Consider the following 26399-nt stretch of genomic DNA (forward strand, 5'->3'; position numbering starts at 1 on the left):
CGATTAATGGAAATATCCCGAAAGGCATCCTAAATCTCACAGCCGTTTACACAAGAATTTATACTGAACCTATAAAAAAAGAAAGGGCTGATGATGTCCTATCAACTCTTTCTCTTCAGTCTCTTAATTCCCAACACCTATAATACCAGCATTTATCATTTAAACAAGGATAAAAAACATATTTTACTTACTAAATATTATTTTTAGTTTTCACATTATAGTTTTCATCACATTTTTAAAAAGCCTAGATGTTATATTACAAAATGATTACAAGAGCAATATAAATCATATAGTTCACTATTAGCTATATGCAAATACTATATTTTTTGAGCAATAAGCTGCAACAATTTTTGAGCAATCTTTTGCTTACTCATTTTAGGCCATTTCTTAGTTGACTTATTTTTTTGTAAAATCGTTACCTGGTCTTCATCATTGCCAAAAACATTTTTAGAAACGTCATTTGCTACAATCATATCGGCACCTTTTGAAGATAGTTTTTTTGCAGCATTTTGTAGCAAATTATTCGTTTCTGCCGCAAAGCCGACAACTATCTGCCCTCGCTGCTTGTGGCTAGCAACTTCGCGTAAAATATCTGTCGTTTTAACTAAAGTTAGAGTCAAAGTTTGTTGATCAGCTTGCTTTTTTAATTTATGATCTGCAACTTGTTTCATGCGCCAATCTGCTACTGCAGCAGCCATAATTAAAACGTTACTATGCTTAAATTCTTTTTTGACTGCAACTAACATTTCTTCGCTACTAGAAACATGAATTAATGTAATCCTAGGATTTTGTGGCAAAGGCATACTTACATTACCATATATTAGCTTTACTTTTGCTCCCATCGCTGCTGCTTCTGTAGCTAAGGAAATGCCCATTTTCCCACTAGAGCGGTTACCAATAAAGCGGACGGGATCGATTGCTTCTTCAGTACCACCAGCAGTAATAACAATATTTTTTCCTTGCAAAACGTTCTGTTGTTCAGTGAAATTTTTGATCCACGCCACAATTGCTCCTGGCTCTGGCATTCGTCCTTTAGCAGCATAGCCTTCTGCCAGCATCCCTACTGCAGGCTCCATTATTTCTACACCATGTTCTTTCAGAAAAGCTATATTTCGCTGTGTAGCTGGATTATTCCACATTTGGTCATTCATGGCTGGTACAACCAATTTAGGTGCACTTGTAGCTAAAATTGTAGTGCTAGCTGCATCGTCAGCAATTCCCGTTGCCATTTTAGCAATAAAATTTGCAGTCGCTGGTAAAACCAGAGCTAACTCTGTCCAACGCGCTAGATGAACATGTGGTATGCTAGACTCATTTTCCTTGCTCCATAAATCATCCAAAACAGGATACTTTGTTAAAGCAGCCAGTGTATTAGTAGTTACAAAATGCTCTGCATTTTTAGTCATTACTATTTGAACTTGATGACCCGCTTTTTCTAAATCGCGGATAACGTTAACTGCCTTATAATCAGCGATTCCACCTGTCATATAAATTGTTATTCGACTCATTTTACCATTCCTCGTCATCTAAACTTATTTTTATTTTATCATTGTCCACTTAAATAGTAGAATATTGTGTTGGGAGTTATATTTGGAAAAAAATTGAAAAATATGCAAAAACTACTTTTACTAACTATATTCTTACTTAGCTTATCGGCCTGCACTAAACCACAATCATCCTCTGTACCACGTGATAAAAGTGCCACTACAATCAAGATTGTTGATAGGAAGCTTGAGTTGCATCAGCCCACTAAAAGGCCACTTCAACCTTTAAATGGAATTTTGCCTCATTGGCTGCAAATGCCAGATAAATCTCAGCCTAAGCCAGCAATTTATACTAATTTGAATACTGTTCTTAAAAACAAATAGGGAAATGATTAGTTTCATCTTCCCTATTTTTTGTTCAATTTACAAGTTGCTTTAAAAATAGTTGTTTTATATTAATGAGTAATTTAAAATTTATATAATACAGAAAGGAACTTTATATATGCCAAATTTATCCAGTGATTTAACTTCAACTATTAATGAGAGACTAAACAACTTGACCGCATCTAAAATTCGAGCATTTGACCAAAAGGTCTCTGAAATTTCTGGGATTATTAAGTTAACTATTGGTGAACCTGATTTAGCGACACCTGATCATATTAAAGATGCCGCAATTCGTGATATTCAGGCTAATGATTCCCATTATGCTCCTCAAGCTGGTAAGCCAGAACTACTTGAAGCTATTAGCAATTACCTTGACCGCTCAATTGGTGTACATTACGATCCAAAAAGTGAAATCTGTGTCACTGTCGGTGCAACAGGTGCATTAAATGATGTCTTTATGACCTTACTTAACCCCGGTGACAAAATTTTGGTTCCTACTCCGGTTTGGGCTTTATACTTTCAGCTAATTAAAATGACTGGAGCAATCCCTATTCAAGTCGATACTAAAAAAGATGACTTCATCTTAACAGCTGAACATTTACGTCATGTTCTCAATGGTCGCGGTAAAGGTGCAAAGGCAATTATTTTAACTGATCCTTCTAATCCAACTGGCCGCGTTTATTCTGCCACAGCTCTCAAAGCCTTAGCAGATGTCATTAAGGAATACAAAATCTTTTCTGTAACTGATGAAATTTATGCAGAACTTGTTTATGGCAAAGCCAAACATCACTCACTTTCTGAATACATCCCTGACAGAAATATTTTGATTTCCGGTTTATCCAAGGCTTATGCTATGACTGGCTGGCGTTTAGGCTATATTGCTGCCCCTAAACAAATCATGAAGAGCATCCGCAAGATTAATTCATTTTTAGTTACTTCAGTTACTGATAACGTTCAAATAGCTGCTGTCGAAGCCTTAAACAATGGTCAAAACGATCCTAAAAAAGCACGTGAAATCTACGAAGCACGTTTAAACTTTATGCAATCTGGCTTAGAAAAGTTGGGCTTTGAAATGGCCACACCGCAAGGAGCATTCTACATTTTTGCTAAGATCCCCGAAAAATATGGCACCAATGATGAACAATTCGCTTTTGAGCTGGCTCAAAAAGCAAAAGTCGGTGTCACTCCTGGTCGCTACTTTGGCAAGGGCGGTGAAGGTTATGTCCGTCTTTCTTATGCATCATCAACTGAGCAATTAAAAGAAAGTTTAGCTCGGATTAGTAATTTCGTTAATAATTTATAATTCAGATAAAAAAATAAGTGATCTCAATCAAAGCGAGATCACTTATTTTTTATTATATTGATTTATTACTTATCCCAAGTTGAATTTTCTGCAGCATCTTCAGCAGCCATCTTTTCAAGACGGTCTTCAGTTGCCTTTACACTGTCTTGGTACTTTTCCTCAACTTCGATCCCCAAGTCAGCTAATTGTTGATCAGCTACTGGAGCTGGAGCATGCATCATTGGTTCTGAAGCAGAAGCATTCTTAGGGAATGCTGAAACGTCACGAATATTATCCTTATCAGCAAGCATCATTGCAAATCGATCAAGACCGATAGCTAAACCTGCGTGAGGTGGGAAGCCCATGTCCAAAGCATCCATCAAGTAACCAAATTGTTCATATGCACGTTTCTTAGTGAAACCAAGTGCCTTAAACATATTTTCTTGAATTGAGCGCTTGTGGATACGGATTGAGCCACCGCCCATCTCATCACCATTCATAACAATATCATAACTACGTGCGTGAGCCTTATGAGGTTCAGTAGTTAGCAACTTAACCCCTTCATCATCTGGCATAGTGAATGGGTGGTGAGCTGCTACCCAACGGCCAAGTCCTTCATCGTATTCAAATAATGGCCAATCAACAACCCAAACAAAGTCATAAACACCCTTAGGAACAATACCAGTTTCTTTGGCAAATTCACGACGAAGGTGGTCAAGTGAATCACAACATACCTTCCACTTATCAGCTACGAATACTACTAATTCGCCGCCTTCAAGATCAAATTCCTTCTTCAAAGCTTCTTTGTTCTCATCAGTCAAGAAGCGAGCAACAGGGCCTGAAAATTCGCCATCTTCAAATTTAACCCAAGCCAAACCTTTAGCGTGGAAACGTTTAATAAAGTCAGCCTTCTTGTCAATCTTCTTACGTGAGTATTCTTTTGCACCATTTTTAACAGCAATTCCCTTAACAAAACCGCCATCAGCAATTGCACCGGAGAAGACCTTAAAGTCACTATCCTTGAAAATTGGGCTTAAGTCATGAATCAACATACCGTAACGAGTATCTGGTTTGTCACAGCCATACTTGTTCATTGAATCAGTCCAAGTAATTCGCTTAATTGGAGTTTTAAGATCAATGCCCTTGACATCTTTCATAATTTTCTTCAAAAGACCTTCAGTATAACTCTGAATAGTTTCTTCATCAGCAAATGACATTTCCATATCAATTTGAGTAAATTCTGGTTGGCGGTCACCACGTAGGTCTTCATCACGGAAACAACGAGCTAACTGGTAATACTTGTCAAATCCTGCACCCATTAAAAGCTGCTTGAACAGTTGTGGTGATTGTGGCAAAGCGTAGAAACTACCTGGATAGATTCTTGATGGTACTAAGTAGTCACGTGCACCTTCAGGTGATGACTTACCTAAGATTGGAGTTTCAATATCAATAAAACCATTTTCATCAAAGAATTCATGAGTAGCACGCAAAATCTTTGAACGTAAAATAATTGCTTGTTGAACTTCTGGACGGCGAAGATCAAGATAGCGATACTTTAATCTAGTTTGTTCTGAGACTTCAATTCCATCTTTAATTTCAAATGGAGGGTTCTTAGCCTTGTTTAAAATAATGATTTCAGTTGCATCAACTTCAACTTGACCAGTCTTCATGTCAGGGTTAACTTCTGAACGCTTAACAACTTTCCCCTTAACTTGAACAACATATTCATTACCAAGTGAATCGGCAATATCCATTAACTTCTTACCAGAATCTTTGTTAACAACGATCTGAACCAAGCCTTCACGGTCACGCAAATCGATGAAAACCAAGTTACCTAAGTTACGTACACGTTGTACCCAGCCATAGAGATTTACATCTTGACCGATGTATTTTTCAGTAATATTGCCACAATAATCTGTTCTTTTTTCGATCTTTTCCATTGTTACTAGTCCTTCAATTCATCCATTATTTTAGTCATGTTATTTAGATCTTCAAGACTTAAATCTATCGTCTTGCCATCAGCTAAACGTTTAATATTCAAAACGCCGTTAGCCAGTTCCTTTTCACCTAAAGTAATAACATACTTAGCACCTTCACGATCTGCCTTCTTGAATTGGTTCTTTAACTTCTTCTGATTGACATCAAAGTCAGCTTCAAAACCTTGATTACGAAGGCTACGTGCAATTTCAATTGCCTTTTGTGCAGTACCGTCACCAATATTAGTAATAAAGAAATCAATACCGCGTTTCTCGAATAATGCAGGATTTTGCTTTTCAAGCACCAACATCAATCTTTCTTCGCCAATCCCGAAACCAACGGCTGGAGTAGCGGGTCCATTGAATTCTTCTACCAAGTGATCATATCTACCACCACCAAGAATAGTAGTTGCACTTTCCCATAAGCTCTTATCTTCAACCATAAATTCAAAGATAATTCCAGTATAGTAATCAAGTCCACGTACTAGATCATCATCAATTACATAATCAATACCAAGTTGATCTAGCATCTTCAAGATTGCTTCAAAATTAGCTTTTGAATCGTCATCCAAAAATTCACGAATCTTAGGTGCCTTAGGCAAGAACTTCTTATCACGTTCATCTTTAGAATCTAAAATACGCAATGGATTATCACGCAATCTTCTTTGTGAGTCTTCTGATAACTCATCTTTCAAAGGAGTGAAATAATTAACCAAAGCATCATGATAATCTTGACGTACTTGCTCATTCCCCAAAGTGTTAATGTGAAGTTGGTAATTCTTAACGCCTAACTCACCCAATAAATCATGTCCCATCATGATTGTTTGTACATCACTTAATGGGTTGCTTGAGCCAAAGCTTTCTACCCCAATTTGGTGAAATTCACGTTGACGACCGGCTTGTGGTCTTTCATATCTAAAAGTTGATTCCATATAAAAAACATTAAATGGCTTAACAACTTCTGGCGCATACATCTTGTCTTCTACATAAGCCCGCACTACGCCAGCTGTTCCTTCTGGGCGAAGGGCAATATGGCGACCACCCTTATCATCGAAGTCGTACATCTGTTTTTCAACGATTTCTGAACTATCGCCACTTGAACGAGCAAAGATTTCATAGTTTTCAAAACTTGGTGTGCGAATTTCACGATAATTTGCGCGATTGAAGAAATTTCTGGCAGTTTCTTCAACTTTTTGCCATGAACCAGATTGATCAGGCAAAATATCAACTGTTCCCTTAGGTTTTTGAACTCTCATTTAATCATCCTTTTTATATTTTGATAACTTGATTAAAAATAAAAAGCGCCCTTGAACTTAATCAAGGGCGCTTAGATTAGCACGGTACCACCTTTTTGGTTGCTGCGATTAACGCTCGCCAAACGATCCATTATCTGTTAAAGGTGTCACAGACCGCGATCTATCTACTCTCTCACCACAACGAGCAGTCTCTTTGAATAGATCATTGCTAATCTACATTCTTTGTCATCGATAATTCTTACTTAGCTTATATTTTTCTCAAGACATTGTCAACCTTTGCGGTCTCATTTTTTCGCTAAAGATCTAACACAATCGTGAATGGACCATCGTTTTCTAAACTAACTTGCATGTCAGCCCCAAACTCACCAGTCTCAACGTGGAAACCGTCATTTTCTAGTTCTTGATTAAAGTCTTCCCAAAGTTCTTTCGATCTTGGTGGACGCATCGCATCAACAAAACTAGGACGGTTGCCTTTTTTAGTATTTGCCATCAACGTAAATTGTGATACCGACAAAATTTCTCCGTTAACATCCTTTAAAGACAAGTTAGTCTTCCCCTCCTCATCTTCAAAAATACGCATTTTAGCTATTTTATCAGCTGCTTTTTTGATTACTGGCAATTCATCACCATTTTTGATGCCAACTAATAATAAAAAGCCTTTACCAATCTTGCCCACAGTTTTACCGTCAATATCTACTTGAGCATGATTTACTCTCTGAATTACAACTCGCATTAATTATCTGACCTCTTAGTTTCGTATACGTCTGGAATATCACGTAATTTACTCAAAATTTCATCTAGTTGATCTGCATTCCGTACAGCAACTGTGACATACATATGTGTAACATTATCTTCGTTTACTTTACCAGAGATATTATTAATATTCTTAGTAAGTGAGTTCAACTTATTAATAACGTCACTAAGCAGATTGGAACGATTGTAACCAAAGACTTCAATATTTGCATTAAAGGATTGAACACTATTTTCCTCAACATTTTCCCATTCAACATCAATTAAGCGGCCTTGTTCTTCAGCTTCTTTGGTGATATTACGGCAATCTGTTCGGTGAATAGTTACACCGCGACCTTTAGTTACATACCCAATAATCTTGTCACCTGGAACTGGATTACAACACTTGGCTAAATGAAGCATTAAGTCACTAACGCCTTGGATCATGACGCCATTTTTATGCTTAACCTTCATTGTAGTATTTGAATTCTTCTTAGGTTGTTCTTCTTGAATTGCTTGTTGTCCAGAATTCAAAATCTTTTCTTCCAGCTCTTTTTGTTTTTGATTTTCTTCCTCACGGCGCAAATCAACCGTCAAGCGATTAACCACTGCTTGAGCAGAAAGATCACCAAAGCCTACTGCCGCATATAGTTCATCTGCAGTGTGATAATTAAAGTGCTCTAATAGCTTTTCAATTCGATCCCTGGCCATAAATTCTTTGGGTGAAAGATCCTCATCGCGCAACATGTCAGCAATCAATTGTTCACCATGCCGGATGCTATCTTCTCTATCCTGACTTCTGAAGTAGCGTCTAATCTTGTTGCGCGCTCTTGAAGTCTTCACCATGTCAACCCAGTCACGCGATGGCGCAGCATTAGTCTGTGTCATAATTTCAATAACATCGCCATTGCGTAATTTATAGTCCAAAGGAACTAATTTGTTATTAACTTTAGCTCCAACAGCATGACTACCAACTTGAGTGTGAATTGCATAGGCAAAATCTAGCGTAACCGAACCTTTAGGTAGTTCATATACTTCACCTTTAGGCGTAAAAACATAAACTCTGTCTGAAAAAATATCACTTTTAACAGACTTCATAAATTCACCGGCATCTTTAGTTTCATCCTTTAATTCAAGGATTTCTCTTACCATATCCAGCTTTTCACCAGAGGTACTTTGCTCAACACCAGTAAAATTACCACGCTTATAAGCCCAGTGTGCAGCCACACCATATTCAGCTACTTCATGCATTTGTTCAGTTCTAATCTGAATTTCTAGTGGACGACCACCAGGCCCAATAATGGTTGTATGGAGTGATTGATAGCCGTTAACCTTTGGCATAGCAATGTAATCCTTAAAACGACCTGGCATTGGCTTCCATTCAGTATGAACAGCACCCAAAACAGCATAACAATCACGCACATTTTTAACAATTACACGTACGGCCAATAAGTCATAAATCTCATCAAAATCTTTATGCTTATTAACCATCTTTTTATAGATTGAATAAATATGCTTCGGACGACCATAAATTTCATACTTAATGCCTAATTCATCTAGAGTCTTCTTCAAAGTCTTGATTGTATCGGCAATATATTTTTCACGCTGGCTTCGCTTGACATCCATCAAGTTAACAATGCGGTAATAGGCTTCGGGATTTAAGTAGTGGAAAGACATATCTTCTAGTTCCCACTTAATTGTCCCAATACCTAGACGATCAGCCAGCGGTGCATAAATATCCATTGTTTCGGAAGCAATACGCCGCTGCTTATCAGGTCGTAAGTGTTGCAGAGTATGCATATTGTGTAAACGGTCAGCTAATTTCACCATAATTACACGTAGATCTTGAGCCATGGCAATCAACATTTTACGGTGATTCTCAGCTAAAAATTCTTGATGAGACTTGTACTCATATTTGTTTAACTTGGTTACACCATCAACAATAAAAGCTACATCTTCACCAAATTTTTCCTTCAGCTCATCATTTGTAACTGGGGTATCTTCCACTGTATCGTGCAAAAAGCCCGCTGCAACTGTATCAGGATCTAAGCCTAATGTAGCTAAAGTTCCAGCCACTTGCGTTGGATGAATAATATAAGGCTGTCCAGACGCCCGTTTCTGTCCAGCATGAGCTTTATTGGCAAATTCATATGCTTTTTCAACAAAGGCCACCTGGTCATTATTCATATACTTTTTGCAGGTATCAATTACCTGATCATGCGTCATTTCAATGTATTTGGACATTATGATCATCCCCTCTAGCGGTAAATATTTTTATTCATTAAGCCAAAAGCTTCAATTATTAAGTAAATTAAACCAAACATTAAATTATACAAAGCAAAATGTGGCAACATTGCTAAGCAGAAAAGCACAGGTAACAAGAAAATCCACCACTTGGACAGGTTAAGTTTAATAATTAAATTGCCTAGATGGTATGCAATGATGCTGTTAATAATAAAAAACAGAATTGCTTCTCGCCACACTACCGGCACACGGCAAATGCTAAAGATATACGGCAAAATCATTACCAAAATACTCCACCAGACAAGTGACATCCAGCGATGAGAATTCAACTTCCTGACAATTGGAATTGCTTCGATTTTATTTCCTAGTTTTTTCATTAAAAGATTGTGCCTCTCATCAAAGTTTAATTTAATTGATAATATTTTACCATATTTATTTTTCTTTTCTAGTAATTGCTAGTCCAATCCAGCGACCTTGACGCATGTTTAAATCGACCTTAAAGCCATTCTCGTCTAGAGCCTTTTCAATCTTAGGCAATTGCAGGTAGTCAATTCCAGAAAAGATAACTTGACCATCGTCGTTTAAATGACTATCCATTTGTGGAATCAAGTCTAGTAAAATTTCTGCCAAAATATTGGCAACAATGATGTCAAACTTGCCTTTAACATCAGCTAACAAACTAGTCTTTTGAGTGTGAATATTATTAATATCGTTTAAGGCTGCATTTTGTTTAGCTGCAGTCATTGATTCATCTGAAATATCTGTGGCTAAAACGTCAGTTGCTCCTAATTTTGATGCAGCAATTGCCAAAATACCGGACCCTGTACCAACGTCCACTACATTCATTGGCTTAACCATTGCTCTCTCTAGGCCCATCATTGCTAATTGAGTAGTTTTGTGATTTCCTGTACCAAAAGCTAAGCCTGGATCAAGCTTAATTAATTGCTGGTCCTTAAAAGCGGGGTTGTAATCTTCCCATTCAGGCACAATTGCCAAGTGACGTGAAAAATCAATCACGTGATAATACTTTTGCCATGCCGTGTTCCAATCTTGGTCCTTAATGTATGAAGTTGTAATTTTGGCATCCCCTACATCTAGGCCATAGCTCTTCAATTCCTTTAACTTATCTTGGAATTTTTTTACTAATGCGTCTTTATCTGCTTCTTCATCAAAATAAGCATAGAAATATGTATCCTTAGGTAAGTCTTTAATGTCATCCATTTCAACTACAGTAGAATCATGCAACCAGCCTGCTTGCTCAAAGTCGCTACGCTTTCTTGATTCAATACCCAATGCATTCAGATTATCTAAAGCAAAAACGCTCAAAGCGTCTTCAACTTCATGACTAGTATCAATTTTAATAATTAGTAATTTCATTAATATTATCTCCTTTGGGATTTTCTTTGCATAATGCTATCATGATAACAGGTGATAAATATGTCAAAGAAGAAAAATAAAAAGAACAAACTCGAAAAAACATTGGTCGAAAAAATCTTAGACCAAAATAAAATCAAGTATCGTCAAGCTCAATTTGCTGTCTCCGAAGATAAAGGCGGAGTTGCACAAATGAACACTTCTATTTTAGAAGACAAAGAGCGTTTAGTCTATAAAACTCTCGTCTGCGAAGGAAATAAAACTGGTCCATTGGTTGGTGTTGTACCAGTTACTGAACATTTAAGCATGAAAAAGTTAGCTAAAGTTTCTGGTAACAAAAAATGTGAAATGCTTCCCTTAAAGAAATTAGCCAAAACAACTGGTTATGTACATGGCGCTAATACTCCTATCGGAATTTATTTTAAGGAAAAGTTTCCTATCTATTTGGATGACTCTATGCAAGGAAATCCTGAAATTGGTGTTTCTAGTGGTGAAGTTGGCCGCAGTGTCTTTTTGAACCCAGAAGACTTAGCCAAATTCTGCCATGCTCCTTTTATTGATCTAAAAGAATAAAAAGCGCTTACAATTTATTGCGTTATTCTTCTTCTTTTGTGTTATAGTAAATATATGTACCGCATACAGAATATAACAATTACATAGAAGAAGATGACAAAAATGAATATATTGTTAGGAATTGTTGGCTTTGTAGTTGCCATGATCGCTGCCTTTGTTGTTACGGCATTAGCAATTGCCAAGTAAATAAAGCGAAAAAATAATAACAGATTTAAAATGACGTGGTTTGATATCACGCCGTTTTTTATTTTCTATATAATAGTTATTTATTATCAAATTATAAATATTTAATATATAAGGCCAAACTATTTATACTAAAAAGAAAACATGATTAATTAACAATCGCAAACTAAAAGAGACAGACCAAAAATCTGTCTCTTTTTTCTACCTTAATTTATTTAATCTGCATGTCTCCACTTCTTATCAGTTAAGATACGTGCAGCTAAAAGACCTAATGGCAAGGCCACGACAATCATCAACGCTTCTACGATCCAATAAGCCCCGATATTAATATTCGTGATTCCAAAGTTAAATACAGCTCGATACATGTAAAGACCAGGCACCATAATTACAATTGATGGAACAGTAATCGCAATTCTTGGAAAACCAACTTTTTTCCTTACAATACTTGCTAATAGACCAGCTGTTAAAGCACCAATAAATGCTGCCAAAGCTGGAGCAACCTGAGCATAATCGACTAAGCTAAGACGTAATGTATTTGCCATTGCTCCCATTACCGCGGCTGTAGCTGCCATTTGTGGTCGACTGTTAAACATAATTGAAAAACCAAACACCCCACAAAAGCTAGCCAGCAATCGCAAGCAGGTTAACGTCCCTGGATCAATTTTTAACTTAGGCATAGATCCTGGATGCAAACGCAAAATTGTTGCTACAGCCCAGCCTGCCATCGTTGCAATTACGATAATTAAAATCGCATAAGTCAGCCGTTCAAGCCCAGAGCGCATATCTAACTTAGACATGTCCAATCCAGATGTAATAAATGGAAAACCCGGAATTACGAACAACATGGCACCAATATAGCCATAGGCATGATCATGGTTAATGTGGAATAATATTTCTCCTACATGAAAACTCATAAAGTAAACACTGCAGGCTATGGCAACCGCAACCGCAATCTTGGCTACCAAAGTTAACCTGTGCTTACCCATAATTGCTCTAATATATTGACCGCAAGCTGCACCCAAGAAAGCACAGATCACCTCAGGAAGACCGCCGCCTAATAAGAAAATAAAGCCGCCGCAGGCCAAGCCTGAACTAAGTCCCGAAATTAACGGAGAATACGCTGACTTTTGCTGAGAAATCTCCCGTAAGCGTTTATGAATTTGACCGATAGTCCATTCCCCATGTCCCTTTTCAAATTGCCGAACGAATTTTTCCATTTCATTCAACTTAGTCATATTCACACCTGTTGCTGGTAACGATAAAGTCTGGGAATATGATTCATTATCAACATCAAAACAGGTATATTCAATTGACACTAATCCAATATCCGTTGAACAGGTAATGCCCAAGGTTCTGGCAACCGTATCCATTGAATCACGTACTCGCCAAGCACCTGTACCACAGCTTAAAAGCATAATACCTACTCGACCTACAATCGAGGTCTTTTCAACTAATGTTGCATCCTGCGCCATCGTATTATTATCGCTCTTGAAAAATTCCTCCCACAGAATCTTCATATGATGTTTTTCTGATAAATGATGTTCTCGATCAATTTCACTCATGCTATTATTACTTTCCCTCACATAGTTCGCATAATTATAACCATTATATTCTACCACAGGAACTTCATCATAATTTTTGATATTTTAAAATTTGCTGCTCCTTTTTATTATTTTAAATTTATAATAGACATATAAGTTATTTTGAAATAAAGGATGATTTAAAGTGGCTCAATTAACTGATGAACAACTTGCTAACATTGCTCATGACTTTTACCTTAGTCAGCTTAATATTGCTGATATCTCACAAAAATATGATTTATCGCGATATTTAATCGCTAAAGCACTAGAAGACGCGCGTAACCGTGGAATTGTTAAAATTAAAATCTCGCGTGGAATCAAACGCAATCAGGTACTAGAGAGAGAATTTCAGAAAAGATTCAGATTAAAAGAAGCTTTTATTGTCGAAACTACCGGCAACCGCGATGAAAATAGTGAAGCCGTAGTTAACTTCGCTGCTAAACAAATTGAAACCTATCTAAAGCAAGCAAAAATCGCTGGTATTAGTTGGGGTGCAACAATGCATGGCGTGATCAACGACTTTTTTGAGCAGGACTTAGAGCAACTTTACTTTATTCAATTACTTGGTCAACCAATTAATTCTAACCGCAGGAAGAATCCATTGGCCCAAGATGCGGCAGAAAAATTGCATTCCCATAGTCTAAGTCTGCCAACTCCACTTTATATACTAAATCCAAAGATCATGCCTGCCTTGAAACATGAGCCTTATTTTAAAGTAATTGAAAATTGTTATCATCACTTAGACATGCTTTTCACTGGTCTTAGTACTTTCCAATCATTTCAAGCTAATCAATTTTTGAAAGAAAATTATGGACCTGAACTATTTAAAGACATTCCTGACTGCGATGTAGCTGGAATGATCATGGGACGACCATATAATATTAAAGGTGAATTTTTCCCTGACTTCGAACAACACATTTGTGGTATCAGCATGAATGACATTATGAAAACGCCAATTCGTTTTTGTGTCGTCCGCAATCGCTTTAAATCTGAGGCACTCCTTGGCGCCTTACGTAGCGGTATCATTACTCATCTAGTAACTAATGATGCAATTGCCCAACGCGTTTTGCAAAATATCGATTAATTCGCTAAAGTAATACAGAGATAGACTATTTATAATGAGGAGAAAAAATGAAAAAATCTAGATATGATTTATGGATTGGTGCACTGAACCTGATCAATTGTGTGTTATTCATTAGCTCTTGGTTTGCCATCCTTGGAGCTGACTTCACTGCTAGAATAGCTTTAATATTTTACTTATTTGCCTGGTTCGGCGTGATCCTTAATGCCGTTGCAGTAGTGCAATCGCATAACATTAATATCTCACTAATTGGGCCAATTTTAGGAGTAATTGGTAATGCACTATATGGCTTTACCGCTGCTCTAGCCTTACCTGCTGTGATTGTTAATATTATTTCTGCCTTCTTTATTTTTATGCAACATAGCAATAAAAAATAGAAAAAACAGCCAAAAACTGGCTGTTTTTTTCTATGCTAAAATTTGTTATGTACTGATTAACAATTACTAAAGTTGTATTTACAATGACTGGGAGGTGAGAATTATGGAGTTTAGAATTGATGAATGTATTCCAGATGTTGTATCAATGATGGCTTTGGCACAAGCAATTGCTAATTTTGACCTCAATGGTAAAAAGCCACAAGATGTGAACCTAGGAAGGATGGCAAATATCTAAAGTTTTTCGAAATGACTTAAAAATAAAGGACATCCCTAATCAAATAAAACTTAGGGATGTCTTTTTTAGCCCAAATATGAAATTGCTACTTGTAATTGTGCCAGTTTCATTGCCGCCTGAGCCACATTCTTGCGATCAACATCAACAAAAATCTCACAGTGTTTTTCATCAAATTCATAACCTGACCCTAGCGCAATATCTTCCGCAGTTTCATATAACTCTTTATCTTCTTCATTAGGATCTAGCTTAAATAGAATTCGTCCGCCATCACTAACGCGGCAATGATCATCGGCTTCCTCAACCCAAACATATACGGTATCGCCATAAGAATCAATCATCATTGTGGCAATCTGCAATGTCCTATCGTCAACCCAAATTGTCTTGGTTACCTTAGCAACATACGAACCTATTTCATGGTTAATTTTCTTTAATTCATCCTGCTTCATTTTTTACCTCTAATTTATAAATTCTTTTCTTTAATATAAGGATACCCTCTTAGTAATTCTTCTACAAATTTATTAAATAGATTGAATCTCCCAATCAGCTTGACTGTTACCGCTTACTAATTATACCTTGTAAATATACTAAATTTTGGAGAAAAATATGCATACTAAGGGTTTATCAGTTAAAAATGTTGTAGCGATCGGAATTGGATCGGCAATCTATGTTATTTTAGCACGTTTCACATCGATTCCTACGCCTATTCCTAACACAAATATTGAATTAGTCTTTCCTTTTTTGGCTCTTTTTGCGTCAATCTATGGCGCTAAGGTCGGTTTTATTGTCGGCTTTATTGGACATGCTTTGTCTGATTTCATTATGTACGGGCAGACTTGGTGGAGCTGGGTATTAGCTACTGCTGTTTTAGGCTGGATCATCGGTTTAGCGGCCAAACGCTTAGACTTAAAAAATGGTATTTTTGGTATTAAACAAATAATCTTTTTTAATATCATTCAAATTATTGCCAATATTCTCGCCTGGATTGTAGTTGCACCAATCGGTGACATTATCATCTATAGTGAACCTGCTAACAAAGTTTTTGTCCAAGGAATTTCGGCTACGCTTTCTAATGGTATTACAATTATGGTCATTGGCACGCTCCTACTTAAAGCTTATGCTGGAACCAAGATTAAAAAAGGCAGCTTGCGCAAGGAGAATTAAACAATGCCTAAAACAATTATTGAATTCAAAGATTTTTCATTTAAGTATGACAGTCAGGCCAAGCCAACACTAAAACAGATTAATCTAACTATCAAACAAGGTGAAAAATTGTTAATTGCTGGACCATCAGGTTCAGGTAAATCGACCATTGGCCGCTGTATTAACGGCCTAATTCCTAATCTAGATACTGGTGAGATCACCGGTGAATGCACTATTAACGGCAAGAATATTAAAGACACTAACCTATTTGATCTTTCTTTCACCACCTCAACTATCCTACAAGATACTGACAGTCAATTTATCGGCTTAACTGTTGGTGAAGACATTGCTTTTGCTTTGGAAAACGACTGCCAACCACAAAATCATATGAAGCAAGTTGTTCATCGCTGGGCTGATGAATTAGGGATTGAGCATTTATTAAAGCAGGCGCCACAAAATCTATCTGGTGGTCAAAAACAAATTGTTGCTCTAGCTGGTGTCATGGTTGATGAATCACCAATTTTACTTTTTGACGAGCCACTTGCTAATTTAGACCCAGCTTCAGGAATGAAAACGATGGCTTTAATTGATCGCATTCAAAAAGAATTAAATGCGACAGTAATCATTATTGAACACCGTCTAGAAGAAGTTTTGAGTCAGCCTATAGATCGCATTATCCTAATTAATGATGGTGAAATTGTAGCTGATAAGAAGCCAAATGATCTATTACATGAGAATTGTTTAGAAGACGTTGGTGTTCGTAGTCCTCTTTATTTAAATGCCTTAAAAAAAGCTAACGTCGACCTTACGCGTATTCCGGACCTAACTTCAGTCGCTGCTTTGCCCCAAGATCCTGCAATTGCTAAGCAATTGCAAGAATGGCAAAACAACATTACCCTAAGTGGTGAAAAAGAAGAGACTCATCCTCTATTAGAACTCAAAGGCGTCGGCCACCGTTATAGTAAATTGCAGATTCATCCTTTACATGACGTTACAGCGACAATCAATCAAGGCGATTTTGTTTCAATAGTCGGTCAAAATGGTGCGGGAAAAACCACCCTTTGTCGAATTATTTGTGGCTTTATCGACAATGAGGGACTTATTTTATTTGATGGTGATAACCTTAAGCAGTTTTCAATCAAAGAGCGTTCCGATAAGATTGGTTATGTCATGCAAGATCCTAACCAGATGATTTCACAAAAAATGATTTTTGACGAAGTAGCTCTAGGCTTGCGTCTACGTGGTTATGATGAGCAGACTATTCGCACTAAGGTCTATGATACTTTGAAAGTTTGTGGTCTTTATCCGTACCGCAACTGGCCAATCTCTGCTTTATCCTTCGGTCAGAAAAAGCGAGTCACAATTGCTGCAATTTTAGTGCTTAATCCTGAGTTATTAATTCTTGATGAACCAACTGCAGGGCAAGATTGGCAAACTTATACTGAGATCATGAACTTTTTAAAACAGCTTAATGATCAAGGCAAAACAATTATGATTATCACTCACGATATGTACTTGCTGATGGAATACACTAACAGATCCCTGGCTTTTGCTGACGGAACACTAATTGCTGACACAGATCCAATCAAGTTATTAACTGAAAAAGCTTTAATTAAAAAGGCCGCTTTGAAGCGAACCTCCTTATATAATCTCGCTATCAAATATCAATTAGAAAATCCAGATAGCTTTGTCCGCGCCTATATTGATGCAGAAAGGGATGAAAAACATGCATAATGAGAGCCAAGTTTTAGGTTATCAACCTGGTGATTCTTTTATTTATCAATTAAACGCAACCACTAAGTTAGTTTTTATGCTCCTAGTCTCGGTTGCTTGTATGGTAACTTATGATACCAGATTCTTAATTGCTATCTGTATTTTATCAATTTTCTTGTTTAAAGAGGCAAAAATTAAGTGGAGCCAGATTTCTTTTATCGTGAAATTTATTGTAGTTTTCATGTTGCTAAATCTGATTTTTGTTTTCATCTTTCAGCCAAGCTATGGTGAAAATATTTATCATTCTAAAAGCATCTTGATCCATGCCGGCTACTTCACATTAACATTGCAAGAGGTATTCTACTTATTCAATCTTTTCTTAAAATATGTCTGCTCAATTCCAATCGTATTGCTGTTTCTATTAACTACTAATCCTAGTCAATTTGCTGCTTCATTAAATAAAATCGGCATTAGTTACAAAATTTCCTATGCTGTTTCTCTAGCTCTACGCTACATCCCAGATATCCAAAATTCTTATTGGGATATCTCAGCTGCCCAACAAGCACGTGGCAATGAACTATCCAAAAAGGCTAGTTTAGGCAAACGAATTAAGGGGACATTGAATATCGTGATGCCTCTTATCTTCTCCAGTTTGGATCGAATCGATACAATTTCAACAGCCATGCAATTACGCCGCTTTGGCTCAAAGAAAAAACGGACCTGGTATGTCACCCAATCATTTAAAAAAGCTGATTATCTTGTAATGATCGCAGCCGTGATTTTGGTATTAATTGTGGTTGGTCTCTGGCAACTTGATCATGGTAGATTTTATAATCCATTTATTTAGACCAAAATTAAAAGGACCTAATGGTCCCTTTTTTGTTTTCGATTTTTCTGTTTATGATCATCTTGAGTGACAATCTCAGGTTTCTTAGGAATCGGCGGCGTGATTATTTCATAATTACGCAAACGGTGTTCAAGATAGTCATCTAATCGCTCTTGCGTATTTTCATGTACAATAATCATTAAATCGCCTCACTTTTCATAATTATACCTCAAAAATGTAGGTTAAACAGCGTAATTACTAAGTATGTCATTCCACTAGCAATCACAGGACCTGCAGCTACACCCTTGAAAACCACTACTCCAATAATAGTACCTAAAACTAATGCAACCGTCACCTGTGGCACCGCTGCTAATTGATCAACACCATAACGTGACAAGATAGCTACAGCAATTCCCGCTAAAATGGCAATCCATCCAGCTGGCGACTTAAAAGTTTTAATCAGATCCTTAAAGCCAATCTGTCCTGTCGCAATAGGAACTAGAATTGCAACCGAAATAATAGTTACGCCCCAATTAATCCCCTTTGCTTGAATAGTAGGCAGCCATTTACTAGTAAACGGTAATAATTTAAACACCATTACCACTCCCGTTGCAATAATTAATGACATGTTTTTACCCAATAACGCTACAACTAGCACCAATGCTAGAAATAACCAACTTTCCATATTTATCTCCCCTCAAAAAATCATTAGCATTAGTTCACTTTAACAAAAATATTCATCAAAACAAAATAATGAGTCTAAATAAGTGAAAATCAATCTAATTTGTGTCATAATAAAATTACTCAGAAAAATATATGTATACGCGCACCTCGTTCTTAAAACGAGGTGTTTTTTTACGCAAAGAACCAGTGCAGATATTTATGCTTGAAAATAAAATATTTGCACAAATAATTAAAAAACGTTTCTTGCAAAAATACAACTTAACATTTTAATAAAAACAAAAAGATGCCACTTTCGTGACACCTTTGTGATTACTTATTCATACATTTCGTTTTGAACTAATCCCTAACTTCCTTAATGGTATCAATGATAGTACCATCACGATACTCAACTAAGGCAACCGTACGATCAGTATATTCAAGTGGCTTTGGTACACCAACTTGTTTTTCAGCCATTTTTTGCAATTCATTAATATCCAAGATCTTAAGTCCTGGCACCTTACTAAAGGCATCCACTAAATCCTGGCGAGCTGGATTAATGGCAATTCCTCTTTCAGTTACTAAAACATCAATTGATGAACCTGGAGTAACAATAGTTTCTACTCTTGGAACAACAGTCGCATTACGTCCCCGAACAAGAGGAGCTGTAATAATCGTCATCTTGGCACCAGCTGCGGAATCTTGGTGACCACCGACGGCTCCACGAATGACACCATCTGAGCCAGTCATAACATTAACATTGAAGTCAGTATCGATTTGTAAAGCTGACAAGATTGAAACATCCAAGTTGTTAACCACTGCACCCTTATTATGAGGATCAGCATACCAAGAAGCATCAATTTCTTGTTGATTTTTATTGTTAGCCATTGATTGGGCAGCACCCTTATCAAAGTCCTGCACATCCATAACTTTTCTGACTAGACCTTCTTCAAGTAAGTCAGTGGTAGGTTTAGTAATACCACCCAAAGCAAATGATGCAGTAATGCCATCATCAATCATACTTTGACGTAAGTACCTGGTGACAGCTAATGCAGCACCACCAGAACCAGTTTGGAAGCTAAACCCTTGCTTGTAATATGGAGAGTTAATGATTACCTGATTAACCATTTGAGCAATCTTGAGTTCCTTAGGATCCTTGGTAAAGCGAGTGGCACCAGAACCAATCTTGTCTGGATCTCCGACTTTATCAATTTTAACCACATAATCCACTTGATCTTGCTGAATTGACGCAGGCGTATTTGGATAATCAACAATATTATCAGTTAATAAAACAACCTTATTAGCATAGCGAGCATCCATTAGGGCATAACCCAATGAGCCGAAGACAGCATCCCCATCTTGACCGTTAGCATTACCTGCGGGATCAGATACTGGCACACCCAAGAAGGCAACATCAACCTTAATCTCGCCTTCTTCAATTGAACGAGCACGATTACCATGTGAGCGGAAAATTACAGGATTCTTCAAGCCGCCATGTGAAACAAAATCACCTAGTGAACCGCGCATACCCGAAGAAGTAATATTAGTGATTACTCCCTTTTTAATCGCTTCGATAACTTTATCATTCATAACACCAGTAAGTGAACTTGGAGCCAAGGTTAAATCCTGGTAACCCATACTAATAATCTTATCCATTACCAAGTTAAAAACATAATCCCCATTTCTAAAATGGTGGTGGAATGAAATAGTCATACCATCTTTCAGGTTATTCTTGATTACCTCATCAAGTGAATCAATAATCTTATTTTGTCCAGTAGTAACTCTTACTTTTGGAGCAACCCGCTTAACTTCAGGATGACCAATTTCAGTAGTTTCAAATGGTTTCAAATTCATTTTTTTCATTAAATCATCTGGTAATTCGCGTTTTACTTTATTCTCCAATGTAGTTACCTTCTTTATCAATCAAGTTAGAAGCTTTCGCTGTTTCCAAAACCCTGGTAGCCTTTTCTACAACTGGCTTATCGATCATCTTACCATTAAGTGAAATAACGCCTGAGCCCTTAGCTTTGGCTTCACGAATGGCATTTTCAACATTCTTAGCTTGCTCAATCTCTTCTTTAGTTGGATTAAAGACCTTATTAACCATTTGAATTTGACGTGGGTTAACCAAACTCTTGCCATCATACCCTAGTTCATGGATATAGTTAGTTTCACGATAGAAGCCTTCAGTATCCTTCATATTTGAGAACACTGTATCAAAGGCATATACGTCTGCGGCCCGAGCTGCTTGTAAAACCATGTTACGCGCAAATTCCAATTCGCGACCATCTGGATAACGATGAGTATGCATATCTGCAGTATAGTCTTCGCCAGATACTGCCAAGCCCATCATTAAAGGCGTTGCGGTTGCAATTTCTGGGGCATTTAAGACACCCTTGGCTGATTCGATGGCAGCCATCACGCCAATAGAACCATTTTCAATGTCAAATTCATCTTCCCAATGTTCGATATCCTTTACCAATTTTTGAATCATTGCAGCTGATTCAGTTTTAGGCAAGCGAATAACGTCAACGCCGGCTTTTACCATTGCCTTAACATCTTCATCGTAAAATGGCGTGTCTTGACCATTAACACGAACTACAATTTCACTGCCACCGAAATCGACTGTCTTAATTGCCTCATAAACCAACATTCTGGCAGCATCTTTTTCCGTTAATGAAACTGAGTCTTCCAAATCAAGCATAACCGAATCTGCACCATAAATGCCAGCATCCTTAATCATAGCTGGATTATTACCAGGTACAAACATCATGGTTCTACGCAAACGATTCTTAACGTATGTCATTTAGAGCACCTCCAAATCTGGCTTGTCTGAAGTTTCGGTTGCACGTTGTGCAGCTGCTAAAGTACGAGCCTTAATTACACAATCCAGTGCTCCCTTATCGGTTGCTTTAACCTTGGCATTTTCTAAGCCATAAGCTTTTAAGGTGTCAGTAATCACCTTTTCAATCTGATCTCCATAGGCCTTTTTTACTTCTGATTCAAGGTCAATCTCAATGCCGTTAGAACCCTTTGAAATCATGATTTGAATATCTGAACTCTCAAGTGTTCCCGCAACTGCTGTGGTTTTAATTTCCATCAATATTCATTCCTTTCTCAATTTTAGACTGCAATTTCTGCATGTTTTGCTTAATAAATTCATAAGTCGTTTCCGGCACGAATTTATTGATCTCTTTTAAATTGCCATCCTTGATCAGCTGTCTAACTTTAGTGGCAGTAACAATTTGACCGTCTTTTTCCAAGCGATCAATTACGATTACTTCAATCTCAGGACCAAGCTCATGCGCTAGGCTAACATTATAAAAGTGAGTCGTTCTTGAAATTGGTTCTTTACCAATATAACGACGGGTAATGTTCAGTCCCGGTGCAATTTGATTCTTAAAGACAGCTGCGTCTATCACCGTTTGTACAGCAATTAAATCGTCAGGTGATTTTAAGAAGTATGCTGGAAAAGTAGCTGGTGAAACCATGTAGTCTCCGCCAGAGATTACTTTCACATTACTAAACTCCTTAGTACCTTCTTGCACCAATTTGAAGCGCTCATCAAAGCTAAACAAAGAAACATCATTAGCCACAACAAAGACATAAACCAAATCGTTTTCTTCACTAGCCATCTTAATCAAATGCTGATGACCCAAGGTAAACGGATTTGCATTCATGACTATTGCAGCGACCTTCTTATGCTCTTGATCTGCTATTTCGGGCACTTCAGCCACAAATTCCTTCACATCAGGCATTCCATTTTCTAAAAAGGCTGCCTGATCCGTCTTGGCTAACAAATTGAAGTGCAAGTGCTCAAAGCTAGTTGCATACTTTGCTTTAGTAAAGACAAAGGAATGGAAAATTCCATCATTAGTCAAATATTGCGTTAAGGCTGTAACCACTTTATTAAAGCGAGCCCCCTGCGTATCGGCATCATTCTTGACTCCGATATACTTTAAGACATTACCAGCCACACTACCAGTACCAACTAAATTGCCTTCCTCATCTTCTAGCCCAATAGTATGATCAATCACATTAACTTCGCGTTCACTAAAATCATTTAACCCCAATGATTCCAACAAGTTTTCCCATTTTTGCCTAGTTGTAGCGTCGTTTAAAAACAAATCAACGACTTTATCCATAAATATGCCGCCTTACTATTTCGGTAATCGTTTTCACAAATATAGTTTACTCTCTTAGTTTGATTATTTCAATTTATCTATTAATTTTTTAAATTTTTCAAAAATTCAGCAATAATCTCATGCGTTTTTTCTGGTTGCTCAGCCTGAGGCAAATGCCCACATTCCGGTACAATCGCCGTTTGAACATGTTGATTCAGCATTTTTATCGCTTGGGTAAATTCTGGATTAAAAAATGGCGATTTTTCCCCAGCAATTACCAGCATGGGAACCGGCGTATCCAAAATCATGTCACGCCAATCTTGCTCCGCATGTTCAACTAAACAGTTATAGTTTTCGGCTGGATCATATGGGAATTCTTGATATTCCTTTTTAGCAGCCAAAAACATTTTTTCATCAATGTGATGGTAAAAAGCCTTGCCAAAATCAAATTTAAGCATGTCAGGATAATTATCCCAAGTTAGGTCTTTAAAGCCATACTTCCAGCTCTTATCCGCAATCATCTTTGGTGACTGGTCTAAATCAACCATTGCCTTTAGTCTACCTTTGCCATAGATTGACAAATATGCCCAAATATTGGCAGCCCCCATGGAATTTCCAATAGCTACTACATCATGCAAATTGAGCCTAACTAATAGCTCCTCTAAGTCAACTGCATGACGACTAATCCGCTGTCCACGATAGGTTCGTTCGGACCGTCCTTGATTGCGTGGATCAAGCATAATAAAACGATAATCATTTTTAAATAAGGCAATTAAATCTTGCCACATTTGACAAGATCCCCCTATACCTGGGATCCCAATCAAAGCAGGCTTATCTTCATCCCCCGTATCGGTATAATGCAAAATTACATCGTCATTAGTTTTAAATTTCATCTTTAATCTTCTTTCATTTTGATTACTCAATTCTATTATGACGCAAAAAAAGCAACCTGGTGATTCCAGATTGCTTATTTTTTACCATAAACCAATAATCTTCATCCAAAGAACTCCGACAGTTCCAAAAATAATCATATAGATTAATCCAAGGACAAAATTCATCTTCCACCATTCACCTTGTTTAACATAGCCAGTAGTAGCCAAAATTGAGGCAGGACCATTAGCATAGTGAGTGGTTGATGCGTTGATTGCACCAGTAAAGGCTAAAAGCATTGCGGAAAGGCCTAAAGGAGCACCAGTTGCAACCGCAACAGACAAGAATGGCAAATAAAGAGCAGTCATATGTGCAGTTCCACTTGCAAAGAAGTAGTGGGTGTAGAACAAAAGCAAAACTAGAATTGCCAATACAAAGCCCCAGCTAACACCATGAAGACCATTTTGAACTAATTTGGAGAACCAATCAATAAATCCGTATGAAATCAGCTTACCAGCCATGAACATCAGGATAGAAAGCCAAATCAAGATATTCCAAGCACCAGTTTCTTTCAGAGCATCCTGCATTGTTAACACACCGGTAGTCATCAAAATAGTTACAGCCAGGAAGGCAACAAAAGTCGCATCTAATTGTGGGATCTTAAAGAAACCAGACAAAACCCATAAAACAATTGAAAGAATGAAGACTGACATCATAATTTTTTCTGGAGTTGACATTGGTCCCATTTTTGCTAATTTTTCATCAGCCCATTTCTTAGCATCTGGAGTTTCTTTAGTCTCAGGTGGGTACATCTTGTAAATAACAAATGGAATGATTACTGCCAATACAGCAACAGGTACGATTGCAGTGAAAAACCAACCTGCCCAAGACATTTGATAGCCCTTTTGTGCGGCTAATTGTTGAGCCACCATGTTAGGAGCAGCACCGGTAATAAACAAAGCCGTTGATAAAATATTGGCATGAAAGGCAGTAAAGTCAATGTAGGCACCAATCTTTTTACGAGAAGCATCATCTGGCTTAGAATCGTAGCCTTCTTTTGAAACAGATTCAACAACTGGCCAAACGACCCCACCCGTACGAGCTGAGTTCGATGGAATTAAGGCACCGAGAATTAATTCCAATCCAGTAATCGCATAACCAATACCCAATGACTTCTTACCAAATTTTTGAATCATAATATAGGCAATACGGTTACCTAGACCTGTTTTACTAATACCATGAGCCATAATGAAGGCCATAGCGATTAACCATGCAGCAGAGTTACCAAATGAACTAAGCACGCCTTGATTAACTACCATACCTTTTGCATTTGTAACGTCCTTCATTGGTGCTAAGCCAACTAAAACAGTTACTACCAAGCCAGCTAAGGTTGTACCACCAATTGGCAAAGGTTTTGTAATACACCCTACAATTGTGGCAACGAAAACGGCAAACATTTGCCATGCCTGAACCGAAAGGCCACTTGGGCGCCATGGAGTAATACACCACAATACAATTCCAACGATCAAAGGCCAAATAAAGCCTTTATAATTCACTTTTTCTAAAGTTTTCATAAGAATCCCCTATTCTCTATGGACGATACACATCATCAATGATGTCAAAGCCTTTATCTGCTAAGCTTTTATCTACCCAACTTAAATCAACTTCTCCTTTGCTAAAGGCAATTGCTTTAGCCTCATCCTGCTCATGAAAAGCTTGTGCCTTAGGCAAAATCTCAGGAGCATCTTTACGTGGAATACAAATTACTCCATCAGCATCCCCTAAAATCACATCACCTGGGTTAACACTAACATTCCCACAAGCAACAGGTACATTTATTTCACCAGGTCCTTCTTTATATGGTCCACCTGGAGTAGTACTGGTTGCATAAATCGGCAGTTTCCAATTTCTTAAATTATCAATATCACGAATTGGGCCACCAATTACAATACCTGCAATTTTCTTTTGATCGCGTAAGTAAGACATCATTACCTCACCAATCAAAGATCTAGTGTTATCACCCTCGTCGTCGATGACAATCACATCGCCTGGCTGGCAATACTTTAAAGCCGCATAAATTGCTAAGTTGTCACCCGCCCTGGTGTGAACCGTAAATGCTGGACCAACCATTTCCTCATCAGGATTCGACATTAACTTAATTCTAGGATTCATAGCACAATTTCGTTCCATGCAATCCGCGGTATTAGAAGCTGGGATCTTTTTAAAACCAGCTACAACTTTTGGATCAGGCATTTGCCTCTTTAAATAAATTCTTTTTCCTACAGGCATAGAGTAGCTCTCCCCTCTT

At 37.5% G+C, this 26399-nt stretch carries 26 protein-coding genes; 8 read left to right on the forward strand and 18 right to left on the reverse strand.

The window, feature by feature from the left end:
- Positions 1 to 317 precede the first annotated feature (317 nt).
- Entirely contained in the window at positions 318 to 1508 is a 1191-nt protein-coding gene (gene coaBC, locus CP366_RS04200; RefSeq protein WP_035443635.1) for a bifunctional phosphopantothenoylcysteine decarboxylase/phosphopantothenate--cysteine ligase CoaBC, read from the reverse strand.
- Positions 1509 to 1986: 478 nt separating this feature from the next.
- Here coaBC and CP366_RS04210 point away from each other — a divergent pair, with 478 nt between their 5' ends.
- Entirely contained in the window at positions 1987 to 3171 is a 1185-nt protein-coding gene (locus tag CP366_RS04210; protein WP_005727617.1) for an aminotransferase class I/II-fold pyridoxal phosphate-dependent enzyme, read from the forward strand.
- Between the two features lie 65 nt (positions 3172 to 3236).
- On the opposite strand, the gene aspS is transcribed toward CP366_RS04210, so the two are convergent.
- From aspS to prmA, 6 genes are all read right to left on the reverse strand, one after another.
- Positions 3237 to 5090, reverse strand: a complete 1854-nt coding sequence (aspS, locus tag CP366_RS04215; RefSeq protein ID WP_061204664.1) for an aspartate--tRNA ligase — start codon at positions 5088 to 5090, stop codon at positions 3237 to 3239.
- A gap of 5 nt (positions 5091 to 5095) precedes the next feature.
- Complete coding sequence (hisS, locus tag CP366_RS04220; protein ID WP_023488611.1) at positions 5096 to 6382, reverse strand: histidine--tRNA ligase; 1287 nt, start codon at positions 6380 to 6382, stop codon at positions 5096 to 5098.
- A gap of 295 nt (positions 6383 to 6677) precedes the next feature.
- Positions 6678 to 7115: a D-aminoacyl-tRNA deacylase gene (dtd, locus tag CP366_RS04225; RefSeq protein WP_005720133.1), complete on the reverse strand. Its 438-nt coding sequence runs from the start codon at positions 7113 to 7115 to the stop codon at positions 6678 to 6680.
- Complete coding sequence (locus CP366_RS04230) at positions 7115 to 9355, reverse strand: bifunctional (p)ppGpp synthetase/guanosine-3',5'-bis(diphosphate) 3'-pyrophosphohydrolase (RefSeq protein WP_089145916.1); 2241 nt, start codon at positions 9353 to 9355, stop codon at positions 7115 to 7117. Before CP366_RS04230 ends, dtd begins: the two co-directional genes overlap by 1 nt.
- A gap of 14 nt (positions 9356 to 9369) precedes the next feature.
- Positions 9370 to 9732, reverse strand: coding sequence for a hypothetical protein (locus CP366_RS04235; RefSeq protein WP_013086268.1), 363 nt, complete (start codon positions 9730 to 9732; stop codon positions 9370 to 9372).
- Positions 9733 to 9787: 55 nt separating this feature from the next.
- The gene (prmA, locus tag CP366_RS04240) at positions 9788 to 10732 is read right to left on the reverse strand and encodes a 50S ribosomal protein L11 methyltransferase (RefSeq protein ID WP_089145917.1); all 945 of its coding nucleotides are present in this window, start codon (positions 10730 to 10732) and stop codon (positions 9788 to 9790) included.
- Positions 10733 to 10792: 60 nt separating this feature from the next.
- Between prmA and CP366_RS04245 the strand changes: the two genes are divergently transcribed.
- Positions 10793 to 11302, forward strand: a complete 510-nt coding sequence (locus tag CP366_RS04245; RefSeq protein WP_005727610.1) for an aminoacyl-tRNA deacylase — start codon at positions 10793 to 10795, stop codon at positions 11300 to 11302.
- A gap of 398 nt (positions 11303 to 11700) precedes the next feature.
- Here the strand turns inward: CP366_RS04245 and CP366_RS04255 are convergent, their stop codons facing one another.
- Positions 11701 to 13047, reverse strand: coding sequence for a threonine/serine exporter ThrE family protein (locus CP366_RS04255; protein ID WP_005720124.1), 1347 nt, complete (start codon positions 13045 to 13047; stop codon positions 11701 to 11703).
- Between the two features lie 163 nt (positions 13048 to 13210).
- Here CP366_RS04255 and CP366_RS04260 point away from each other — a divergent pair, with 163 nt between their 5' ends.
- The 3 genes from CP366_RS04260 (at position 13211) to CP366_RS11060 (ending at position 14758) form a co-directional block, all read left to right on the forward strand.
- Positions 13211 to 14149 carry a sugar-binding transcriptional regulator gene (locus CP366_RS04260; protein ID WP_005720123.1) on the forward strand — a complete coding sequence of 313 codons (939 nt, stop codon included), beginning with the start codon at positions 13211 to 13213 and terminating at the stop codon, positions 14147 to 14149.
- Positions 14150 to 14196: 47 nt separating this feature from the next.
- The gene (locus CP366_RS04265; RefSeq protein ID WP_089147749.1) at positions 14197 to 14523 is read left to right on the forward strand and encodes a transporter; all 327 of its coding nucleotides are present in this window, start codon (positions 14197 to 14199) and stop codon (positions 14521 to 14523) included.
- A 103-nt stretch (positions 14524 to 14626) separates the two neighbouring features.
- The gene (locus CP366_RS11060) at positions 14627 to 14758 is read left to right on the forward strand and encodes a hypothetical protein (RefSeq protein WP_255404528.1); all 132 of its coding nucleotides are present in this window, start codon (positions 14627 to 14629) and stop codon (positions 14756 to 14758) included.
- Between the two features lie 65 nt (positions 14759 to 14823).
- On the opposite strand, the gene CP366_RS04270 is transcribed toward CP366_RS11060, so the two are convergent.
- Positions 14824 to 15204, reverse strand: a complete 381-nt coding sequence (locus tag CP366_RS04270) for a DUF1828 domain-containing protein (RefSeq protein WP_005720116.1) — start codon at positions 15202 to 15204, stop codon at positions 14824 to 14826.
- 157 nt (positions 15205 to 15361) lie between these two features.
- Here CP366_RS04270 and CP366_RS04275 point away from each other — a divergent pair, with 157 nt between their 5' ends.
- The 3 genes from CP366_RS04275 to CP366_RS04285 are packed head-to-tail and all read left to right on the forward strand — an operon-like array spanning position 15362 to position 18458.
- A complete protein-coding gene (locus CP366_RS04275) occupies positions 15362 to 15919 on the forward strand; it encodes an ECF-type riboflavin transporter substrate-binding protein (protein ID WP_089143023.1) in 558 nt (185 codons plus the stop codon).
- 3 nt (positions 15920 to 15922) lie between these two features.
- Positions 15923 to 17632 carry an ABC transporter ATP-binding protein gene (locus CP366_RS04280; protein ID WP_089147748.1) on the forward strand — a complete coding sequence of 570 codons (1710 nt, stop codon included), beginning with the start codon at positions 15923 to 15925 and terminating at the stop codon, positions 17630 to 17632.
- Positions 17625 to 18458, forward strand: coding sequence for an energy-coupling factor transporter transmembrane protein EcfT (locus CP366_RS04285; RefSeq protein WP_005722925.1), 834 nt, complete (start codon positions 17625 to 17627; stop codon positions 18456 to 18458). The genes CP366_RS04280 and CP366_RS04285 overlap by 8 nt, the downstream gene beginning before the upstream one ends.
- 17 nt (positions 18459 to 18475) lie before the next feature.
- Here CP366_RS04285 and CP366_RS10760 read toward each other — a convergent pair whose 3' ends face one another.
- The 9 genes from CP366_RS10760 to CP366_RS04325 all read right to left on the reverse strand — a co-directional run bounded on the left by CP366_RS10760 (position 18476) and on the right by CP366_RS04325 (position 26380).
- Positions 18476 to 18637 carry a hypothetical protein gene (locus CP366_RS10760; RefSeq protein WP_005720315.1) on the reverse strand — a complete coding sequence of 54 codons (162 nt, stop codon included), beginning with the start codon at positions 18635 to 18637 and terminating at the stop codon, positions 18476 to 18478.
- A 29-nt stretch (positions 18638 to 18666) separates the two neighbouring features.
- Positions 18667 to 19122: a DUF441 domain-containing protein gene (locus CP366_RS04290; RefSeq protein WP_005722922.1), complete on the reverse strand. Its 456-nt coding sequence runs from the start codon at positions 19120 to 19122 to the stop codon at positions 18667 to 18669.
- A gap of 335 nt (positions 19123 to 19457) precedes the next feature.
- The gene (gene citF, locus CP366_RS04295) at positions 19458 to 20999 is read right to left on the reverse strand and encodes a citrate lyase subunit alpha (RefSeq protein ID WP_005722920.1); all 1542 of its coding nucleotides are present in this window, start codon (positions 20997 to 20999) and stop codon (positions 19458 to 19460) included.
- On the reverse strand, positions 20989 to 21903 hold the full coding sequence (gene citE / locus CP366_RS04300; protein WP_089147747.1) for a citrate (pro-3S)-lyase subunit beta: 915 nt from the start codon (positions 21901 to 21903) through the stop codon (positions 20989 to 20991). The genes citF and citE overlap by 11 nt, the downstream gene beginning before the upstream one ends.
- Entirely contained in the window at positions 21904 to 22197 is a 294-nt protein-coding gene (gene citD / locus CP366_RS04305; protein WP_005720311.1) for a citrate lyase acyl carrier protein, read from the reverse strand.
- Positions 22187 to 23242: a [citrate (pro-3S)-lyase] ligase gene (gene citC / locus CP366_RS04310; protein WP_013086263.1), complete on the reverse strand. Its 1056-nt coding sequence runs from the start codon at positions 23240 to 23242 to the stop codon at positions 22187 to 22189. Before citC ends, citD begins: the two co-directional genes overlap by 11 nt.
- Before the next feature lie 80 nt (positions 23243 to 23322).
- Positions 23323 to 24114 (reverse strand): alpha/beta fold hydrolase, encoded by a 792-nt coding sequence (locus tag CP366_RS04315; protein WP_089147746.1) that lies wholly within the window; start codon positions 24112 to 24114, stop codon positions 23323 to 23325.
- Between the two features lie 81 nt (positions 24115 to 24195).
- Positions 24196 to 25665: a DASS family sodium-coupled anion symporter gene (locus CP366_RS04320; protein WP_089145921.1), complete on the reverse strand. Its 1470-nt coding sequence runs from the start codon at positions 25663 to 25665 to the stop codon at positions 24196 to 24198.
- Positions 25666 to 25681: 16 nt separating this feature from the next.
- Positions 25682 to 26380 (reverse strand): RraA family protein, encoded by a 699-nt coding sequence (locus CP366_RS04325; RefSeq protein ID WP_005720304.1) that lies wholly within the window; start codon positions 26378 to 26380, stop codon positions 25682 to 25684.
- Positions 26381 to 26399 lie beyond the last annotated feature (19 nt).

Origin of the sequence: Lactobacillus sp. UMNPBX15 (assembly GCF_002553785.1) — a bacterium.
GTDB classification, from domain to species: Bacteria; Bacillota; Bacilli; order Lactobacillales; family Lactobacillaceae; genus Lactobacillus; species Lactobacillus crispatus.

Bases quoted from the DNA above. Each gene is read 5' to 3' on its own strand.
- coaBC (WP_035443635.1), bottom strand. From the start codon at position 1,508: ATGAGTCGAATAACAATTTATATGACAGGTGGAATCGCTGATTATAAG.
- CP366_RS04210 (WP_005727617.1), top strand. From the start codon at position 1,987: ATGCCAAATTTATCCAGTGATTTAACTTCAACTATTAATGAGAGACTA.
- aspS (WP_061204664.1), bottom strand. From the start codon at position 5,090: ATGGAAAAGATCGAAAAAAGAACAGATTATTGTGGCAATATTACTGAA.
- hisS (WP_023488611.1), bottom strand. From the start codon at position 6,382: ATGAGAGTTCAAAAACCTAAGGGAACAGTTGATATTTTGCCTGATCAA.
- dtd (WP_005720133.1), bottom strand. From the start codon at position 7,115: ATGCGAGTTGTAATTCAGAGAGTAAATCATGCTCAAGTAGATATTGAC.
- CP366_RS04230 (WP_089145916.1), bottom strand. From the start codon at position 9,355: ATGTCCAAATACATTGAAATGACGCATGATCAGGTAATTGATACCTGC.
- CP366_RS04235 (WP_013086268.1), bottom strand. From the start codon at position 9,732: ATGAAAAAACTAGGAAATAAAATCGAAGCAATTCCAATTGTCAGGAAG.
- prmA (WP_089145917.1), bottom strand. From the start codon at position 10,732: ATGAAATTACTAATTATTAAAATTGATACTAGTCATGAAGTTGAAGAC.
- CP366_RS04245 (WP_005727610.1), top strand. From the start codon at position 10,793: ATGTCAAAGAAGAAAAATAAAAAGAACAAACTCGAAAAAACATTGGTC.
- CP366_RS04255 (WP_005720124.1), bottom strand. From the start codon at position 13,047: ATGAGTGAAATTGATCGAGAACATCATTTATCAGAAAAACATCATATG.
- CP366_RS04265 (WP_089147749.1), top strand. From the start codon at position 14,197: ATGAAAAAATCTAGATATGATTTATGGATTGGTGCACTGAACCTGATC.
- CP366_RS11060 (WP_255404528.1), top strand. From the start codon at position 14,627: ATGGAGTTTAGAATTGATGAATGTATTCCAGATGTTGTATCAATGATG.
- CP366_RS04270 (WP_005720116.1), bottom strand. From the start codon at position 15,204: ATGAAGCAGGATGAATTAAAGAAAATTAACCATGAAATAGGTTCGTAT.
- CP366_RS04275 (WP_089143023.1), top strand. From the start codon at position 15,362: ATGCATACTAAGGGTTTATCAGTTAAAAATGTTGTAGCGATCGGAATT.
- CP366_RS04280 (WP_089147748.1), top strand. From the start codon at position 15,923: ATGCCTAAAACAATTATTGAATTCAAAGATTTTTCATTTAAGTATGAC.
- CP366_RS04285 (WP_005722925.1), top strand. From the start codon at position 17,625: ATGCATAATGAGAGCCAAGTTTTAGGTTATCAACCTGGTGATTCTTTT.
- CP366_RS10760 (WP_005720315.1), bottom strand. From the start codon at position 18,637: ATGATTATTGTACATGAAAATACGCAAGAGCGATTAGATGACTATCTT.
- CP366_RS04290 (WP_005722922.1), bottom strand. From the start codon at position 19,122: ATGGAAAGTTGGTTATTTCTAGCATTGGTGCTAGTTGTAGCGTTATTG.
- citE (WP_089147747.1), bottom strand. From the start codon at position 21,903: ATGACATACGTTAAGAATCGTTTGCGTAGAACCATGATGTTTGTACCT.
- citD (WP_005720311.1), bottom strand. From the start codon at position 22,197: ATGGAAATTAAAACCACAGCAGTTGCGGGAACACTTGAGAGTTCAGAT.
- citC (WP_013086263.1), bottom strand. From the start codon at position 23,242: ATGGATAAAGTCGTTGATTTGTTTTTAAACGACGCTACAACTAGGCAA.
- CP366_RS04315 (WP_089147746.1), bottom strand. From the start codon at position 24,114: ATGAAATTTAAAACTAATGACGATGTAATTTTGCATTATACCGATACG.
- CP366_RS04320 (WP_089145921.1), bottom strand. From the start codon at position 25,665: ATGAAAACTTTAGAAAAAGTGAATTATAAAGGCTTTATTTGGCCTTTG.
- CP366_RS04325 (WP_005720304.1), bottom strand. From the start codon at position 26,380: ATGCCTGTAGGAAAAAGAATTTATTTAAAGAGGCAAATGCCTGATCCA.